Source organism: Bacillus sp. EKM202B (genome assembly GCF_011066025.1).
Lineage (GTDB): Bacteria > Bacillota > Bacilli > Bacillales > Bacillaceae_G > Bacillus_A > Bacillus_A toyonensis.
In genome coordinates this window covers 14,014-20,509 of the sequence record NZ_JAAMNK010000051.1, presented here as the reverse complement: position 1 = coordinate 20,509, position 6,496 = coordinate 14,014, and the positions used below count along the sequence as shown (strand labels likewise).

General features: G+C 29.9%; 7 protein-coding genes and 1 pseudogene. 6 read left to right on the top strand and 2 right to left on the bottom strand.

From position 1 onward, the window contains the following. Positions 1 to 302: pseudogene (locus tag G9F74_RS28175) on the bottom strand (efflux RND transporter periplasmic adaptor subunit); the annotation flags it as partial. 336 nt (positions 303 to 638) lie between these two features. On the opposite strand from G9F74_RS28175, the gene G9F74_RS28170 reads away from it, so the two are divergent. The 6 genes from G9F74_RS28170 to G9F74_RS28145 all read left to right on the top strand — a co-directional run bounded on the left by G9F74_RS28170 (position 639) and on the right by G9F74_RS28145 (position 4,647). Further along, positions 639 to 962 (top strand): circular bacteriocin, circularin A/uberolysin family, encoded by a 324-nt coding sequence (locus G9F74_RS28170; RefSeq protein WP_016106960.1) that lies wholly within the window; start codon positions 639 to 641, stop codon positions 960 to 962. A gap of 84 nt (positions 963 to 1,046) precedes the next feature. Further along, positions 1,047 to 2,753: a hypothetical protein gene (locus G9F74_RS28165; RefSeq protein WP_016106961.1), complete on the top strand. Its 1,707-nt coding sequence runs from the start codon at positions 1,047 to 1,049 to the stop codon at positions 2,751 to 2,753. A 4-nt stretch (positions 2,754 to 2,757) separates the two neighbouring features. Further along, positions 2,758 to 3,267: a stage II sporulation protein M gene (locus tag G9F74_RS28160; RefSeq protein ID WP_016106962.1), complete on the top strand. Its 510-nt coding sequence runs from the start codon at positions 2,758 to 2,760 to the stop codon at positions 3,265 to 3,267. 13 nt (positions 3,268 to 3,280) lie between these two features. Beyond that, positions 3,281 to 3,829, top strand: coding sequence for a hypothetical protein (locus G9F74_RS28155; RefSeq protein ID WP_016106963.1), 549 nt, complete (start codon positions 3,281 to 3,283; stop codon positions 3,827 to 3,829). Beyond that, on the top strand, positions 3,819 to 4,457 hold the full coding sequence (locus tag G9F74_RS28150) for an ATP-binding cassette domain-containing protein (RefSeq protein WP_016106964.1): 639 nt from the start codon (positions 3,819 to 3,821) through the stop codon (positions 4,455 to 4,457). Before G9F74_RS28155 ends, G9F74_RS28150 begins: the two co-directional genes overlap by 11 nt. Positions 4,458 to 4,470: 13 nt before the next feature. Further along, complete coding sequence (locus tag G9F74_RS28145; RefSeq protein ID WP_016106965.1) at positions 4,471 to 4,647, top strand: hypothetical protein; 177 nt, start codon at positions 4,471 to 4,473, stop codon at positions 4,645 to 4,647. Between the two features lie 132 nt (positions 4,648 to 4,779). Here the strand turns inward: G9F74_RS28145 and G9F74_RS28140 are convergent. Then, positions 4,780 to 6,496, bottom strand: a 1,717-nt coding sequence (locus G9F74_RS28140; protein WP_165406365.1) for a Cna B-type domain-containing protein, incomplete at its 5' end; no start/stop codon positions are given.

Below are 6,496 nucleotides of genomic sequence, written 5' to 3'. Positions count from 1 at the left end.
TTCGTACCTTTCTCTACCTCTTGTCCCTCTTTTACCTCAATATCTTTCACTTTTCCTTTGGCCGGATCCGCATAGAAGCTTTCAATATTCCCAGGCTTCACCTGACCCGAAATTAACTTTGTATTATTCAGCTTACGCTCTGTTACTTTCTCAAAACTTACAGTATCTGTCTTCGCTGTTACTTTCTTCTTACCTTGCATAACAAAAATATTGACTGCTGCCACAATGACAATTATTGCAATAACTCCGATAATAATCCATTTCTTCTTCTTGTTTGGAGTACGAACTGTATTTGGTAACATAACCTTTCTCCTTTCAAAATTAAATACCACTAAACACATGGTAATAAAATAATATAACATGAAAAATAATCGGAATTAATATGCAATATTACATATAACTAGATTATGAGATTTTAATAAGTATTAATATACATTCATACGAATACAAATAAAATAGAAAGGAACATAGTTCCATATTTTATAAGATATAAGATGCTATCACCATATAAACTGATAGCATATTTATACAAATCCATTATTATCTGAAAATATTGTTTAATCTGATTAATTAGTTAGAAAATTATTGCAATTTTGGAATATCAATATTACTATTGGGTCATGGAAGGAGGCGATATTATGACATATTCAGTTAAAGGAAGAGCAGTCAGCTTTGGTGCTTTACTTGCAGTAGGTGGTGCGTTATTGGCTTCATATGCATTCTTATTAGGAATTCTACCTGAAATGAATTTAGTGAAGGAATTCAATTTATCTACCGTTGCAGCTGCACAAGTTTTTGCGTGGCTTGACTATATCTCTTGGGGCGTATCTCTTGTTGCTTTAATCGGTTCTCTTGGAACAGGTGGAGCATCTCTAGTTGCTGCAGCTGGAGCGCAAGGTATTAGAAAATACCTTACGGATTTAGCTAAAGAAAAAGGTAAAAAAGCAGCAATCGCTTACTAATTTATTTTAATTTAAGAAGGAGACTGGATATTAATATTCAGTCTCTTTCTTAAATTAAATTATAAAATAATAATGGAGGTAATTGTGAACATCTTAAAACTTCTATCAATAGATTTTAAATTAAAATTTACAACTCAATATTCCGCAATCTTAAATCGTTTTTCTTTTACTAAACGTATATCCAATAGAAATTTAATTCTTTGTAGTTTGTTATTTAAAATAATCATAGGAGTTGTAGGTTTTTATATCGCATCTATTTTATTTATTGAGCATTATATGTGGAACATTTTATATATTAATGTTGGTTTCTTGATAATTTCTATCTTCATTAAATCAATTATTTCGTATAAAGAAACTGCGATATTAAAATCGGATATATACGTATATAGTCTGTTTACTATGGAAGAAATCTATAATTTAAATATGCTTTCTTCTTTGTTATGGGCATTGTTCGGAAATATTAGTAGCTTAACTTTATTGTTTATATTGAGCATACATTTAAAAGGATTTTTTTATTCCATTCTTTTGCTTATAAATTGTTTTTTACTACTAATATTAATATTTACGTTATTTAATAAAATTTCCGCTTCCTATTTCATTAGTAAAATTCAAAAACCTATAGGAGCAATTCGATTTTTATTTTATCTTGCATTTTCATGTTTATTCTTTTTCTTAGGTTATAAATTTGTAGATATTTTAAAACAGCCATTTCACGTAGTACGTGAACGTATTGTTACATTTAAGATCTTAACTAATGAAGATTATGCAAAAAGCGTTACGCAAGAGCTTTTTTATTCCATTATTAATCCTTTAATAGACAGCATTAACAAAGTAGTATTCGTATTGAAATCGATTTGTAATTATATAATTTTTTCACCTTATATGAGCTTAGTTTTATTTATATGTATAGGGTTTGTTTTATCTATAAAAAGTAAACCATTACTAAATAGATTTATAGTTTCGCTAAAAAATGAAAAAGATTTATTGCATTATTTTTCAAAATTATATTCATTGTTTAATAAAAGGATATTTAAAGATAGTATGTTGGATTTTGAAATTAAATTATTGGAAAGAGAAAGATTTTTAATCTCTCCAAAATTTTTCCAATTAATTTTCTTTACATATGAATCTCTATTTTATATGGGGCTTTTCTTTAATTTATTTCAATCTTCACAAGATGGTGCCTTGGAATATCTACTATATATGGCGCTAGTATTGTTGATTATGTTCAATCACTGTTTTGAATTAAGAACAGAGTATCCACAGTTATTTTTATTAGGAGCAATGAAAGAAAAAATCTTATTATTTCGTTTCTCCGGAACAGGTATGCTCCCATTATATAAAAGTAAAATTTTATTAATGTATACTTTAATGATTATTCCTACAATGTTCTTGTTGATATTTACCGTATATATGATTTCTGTAAATATCACATATATTTTTGGTCTAATAATAATATTTATTACATTTAAATTGGTACCTATAGTTCAAATGTGGGCTACTACTTATCTAATTAAAACAGACTACATTACTTATATGGATGTCGGTACCACAGAAGAAGAAGAACTAATTAACAAAATTCAAGCGATACCAAGAAAAATATTAGTACTACCGTTACTATACTTTCTATATTTTTTATTATTCATGAAAATTCCAGTACAAGTAATGTTTTATATTTTTTCTGCATACGTAATCTTTTATATTTTAATAAGCGTATTATTTATAATTGTTTCTAAAAAATACGCAGTAAATAACATTAAAAAATTTGACTCTAAATGGTTAAGGTTGTGAGGGAATGAAAAAAGAAATCTTAATTTTTCCTTGGACATTATTAATACTGGTACAAATATTATTATTTTTAATTGGATTTACTTATGGTTGTTTCTCTGTTAGTGATCAGGTTGTTACTCTAAAACCAAATAATTTAGATGTATCTACGGTTTTTAATAATAATATTTTAGTGCTTTTCAGTATTTTAGTTATAGGAACTTTAACAGGAGGGGTCTATTCTCTCTTTGTTGTAGTTTTCAACGGTGTAATAGTTGGTGAGACTTTATATACAATATTTAAAAGCACAGGAATGTCTCCTATATTAACTGGCTTTTTGCCACACGCATTACCCGAATTACTTTCTATATTTTTAATGTCTTCTATTACCTGTTTACCTATTTATATTCTGATGAAAATAAAGACCAAATCTTTTTCTTGGAAGGGAGTTTATTTAGAAATTGGAAGTGTAATTTTAATCGCATCTGTATGTTGTGGATTAGCAGCTCTAATTGAAGGTTACTATAGTTCATTTTAAAAGGAGAATTACAATGAAAGTAAAAGAAAATAATTCTAGTTCATTTTTTAATACTAAAAAAAAGGTTATTTTATTTAATATTGTTTCTATATTATTCTTTAATACCTTATTATCTACAATTATTTACACCTTTAAGTCATTTAATGAATTCAAAGATTGGTTAACCATAATGGTGTTAATATCTGCGATTATAACACCATTTATACTCATACTATGTTTTATTTTTACAATGTTTTGGTCATTAATAGGTCTAATGAATAAACCGGATTTATCCATAAAAAGAATGTATAGTGTAATATTATCAGGAACCTCCATTTTTTTAATTACACAAGCATTAAACTTTCTAACAATCATAAATTTTGGAAGTGATTTACCTCAGTTTATTTTTGTAGTATTCTCATTACTAAGTGTCGGATTGGTTTGTATAACAATGTATATTGGGTTTACAAAATTAGTAGGTTTTAGTAATAAATTCTCAAAAGTAATTTTATCCATTTTATTTGCTATAGTTATCAGTTTAAATATGGTTCAATTATTCGGGGGGATAGGCATTGGCATATAAAATTCAAGTTCCAAAATTACAATTCGATAATAAAATAGTTTTAAATGCCGCTTCTATTACTATTGAGAGTGGAAAATCATACTGTATCACTGGAGCAAATGGTTCTGGTAAAACTACATTTTTAAATTATATAATTACCGGAGTCGAAACAAAAGTTCATAAAGATAAAAAACATATTGATTTGTTAGATTTCAGGAGGAGTACAGCCTTCATCCCTAACAACCCACCCATTTTTGACTTACTTACAGGATGGGAAAATATCCAATACATACGCGCCTTGTGGAAAATAAGGGATGAAGACACTTACATTCAAAATATTAAGATGTATTGTAATTTATTTGAACTTAGTCAAGAAGTTTTAAACAATCAAGTACATACGTATTCTTTAGGAATGAAATATAAACTGTTCCTCATTTCTATGATTAGCCGTAATGTAGATCTTCTATTATTAGATGAACCTTTTACAGCGCTTGATAAAGGTTCCCAACAAGAAATATACAAAGTTTTAATTAAGTTTCTTAAAAAAGGTAATAGTTTAATATTTGTTACTCATATTGAAGAGTTTAAAAATCAGCTAAGTGATTATATCTATGAGATTCGAAATAACAATCTATCAAAATTGCAATAAAAGGAGTTAGTCTATGAATAAATATTATATGATTGCTATCTTAAGTATTGTACTTACTGTTGTATTATTTATATTTAATCTCTATCAGACTAAAATAGGAGGAGTAATATTTGCTTTAAGCATAGGGGCAAGTATTAAATTTCTAGCTGATGGTGTATTAAATGAAAGTAAACACAAAAAACACAATTGATTATAAAAAATTAAGACCCACACATTTTGATTAAACTTTTTTCAAAATGTGTGGGTCTCCTCTATTTATAAAATCAATATTTACAGCAATACTTTGATCAAGCTATAATTCAAACCAACATAACAAGTCTTTTTATCTCATTCGTTGACGAATAAATACGAATCCACCTAAAGCCAATAACAACATTCCAGCAATATATGAAATCATATCCATTGATGTTCCACCTGTTTTAGGAAGCCATACTGATGTCTTAGAATTTTCTTGAGTAGATGGATTTTTTGAATCTATACTTGGATCTTTTGGATCTATACTTGGATCTTTTGGATCTGTACTTGGATCTTTTGGATCCGTACTTGGATCTTTTGGATCCGTACTTGGATCTTTTGGATCCGTACTTGGATCTTTTGGATCTGTACTTGGTTCTTTTGGATCTGTACTTGGTTCTTTTGGATCTTTTGTATTCGTGATGTCATAACCATGTACCTCTGATTTATATCCATTCACTGGTTGTTCTTTCACTTCATACTTATATGCATTTCCTTCGGCATCATATGCTGCTAAGTCTGTAAACGCATATTTCCATTCATCTGCTGCGCTCACTTCTTTTGTTGCGATCACTTTGCCATTTTGTAGTAGATCTACCTTGATCATTGTCGGACGGTCTTTCGCATTGTCATCCTTCCATGTCTTCGTTCCTTCTACTTTTGTTTCGCCTACTTTTGTATTCGTAATGTCATAACCTTTTACCTCTGATTTATATCCATCTACTGGCTGTTCTTTTACTTCATACTTGTATGCATTTCCTTCGGCATCATATGCCGCTAAATCTGTAAACACGTACTTCCATTCATTTGCTTTACTTACCTCTTGTGTTGCAATTACTTTGCCATTTTGTAGTAAGTCTACTTTGATTATTTCCGGACGATCTTTCGCATTTCCGTCTTTCCATGTCTTTGTTCCTTCTACCTTTGTTTGGCCTACTTTTGTATTTGTGATGTCAGTACCACTTACTTTTGATTCATATCCTGGTACTGCTTGTTCTTTTATTTCATACTTGTATGCTTTACCTTCTGCATCGTATGCTTTTAGGTTTTCAAATGTGTACTTCCATTCTGTTGCCGCTGTTACTTCTTTTGTATCTACTACTTTATCGTTTTGTAGTAAGTCTACTTTGATCATTTCCGGACGATCTTTCGCATTTCCGTCTTTCCATGTCTTCGTTCCTTTTACTTTTGTTTGACCTACTTTTGTATTTGTGATGTCAGTACCACTTACTTTTGATTCATATCCTGGTACTGCTTGCTCTTTCACTTCATACTTGTATGCTTTACCTTCTGTATCATACGCTGCTAAATCTTTGAATTCGTATTTCCAGCCTGTTACGTTGCTTACTTCTTGCGTCGCAATCACTGTACCATTTTGTAAAAGGTCTACTGTAATCATTTCCGGACGATCTTTCGCGTTATCGTCTTTCCATGTCTTCGTTCCTTCTACCTTCGTTTGGCCTACTTTTGTATTTGTGATGTCATAACCATGAACCTCTGATTTATATCCATCCACCGGTTGTTCTTTTACTTCATACTTGTATGCATTTCCTTCGGCATCATATGCCGCTAAATCTGTAAACGCATATTTCCATTCGCCCGCTGCGCTCACTTCTTTTGTATCAATTACTTTTCCATTTTGTAGTAGGTCTACTTTGATCGTTGTCGGACGGTTTGTCGCATTTCCATCCTTCCACGTCTTCGTTCCTTCTACTTTTGTTTGCGCTACTTTTGTATTTGTAATGTCATAACCTTTTACTTCGGATTTATATCCATCTACTGGTTGTTCTTTTACTTCATACTTG

Coding starts and splice junctions, on each gene's coding strand:
- G9F74_RS28145 (WP_016106965.1), top strand. CDS start 4,471: ATGAATAAATATTATATGATTGCTATCTTAAGTATTGTACTTACTGTT.
- G9F74_RS28160 (WP_016106962.1), top strand. CDS start 2,758: ATGAAAAAAGAAATCTTAATTTTTCCTTGGACATTATTAATACTGGTA.
- G9F74_RS28155 (WP_016106963.1), top strand. CDS start 3,281: ATGAAAGTAAAAGAAAATAATTCTAGTTCATTTTTTAATACTAAAAAA.
- G9F74_RS28170 (WP_016106960.1), top strand. CDS start 639: ATGACATATTCAGTTAAAGGAAGAGCAGTCAGCTTTGGTGCTTTACTT.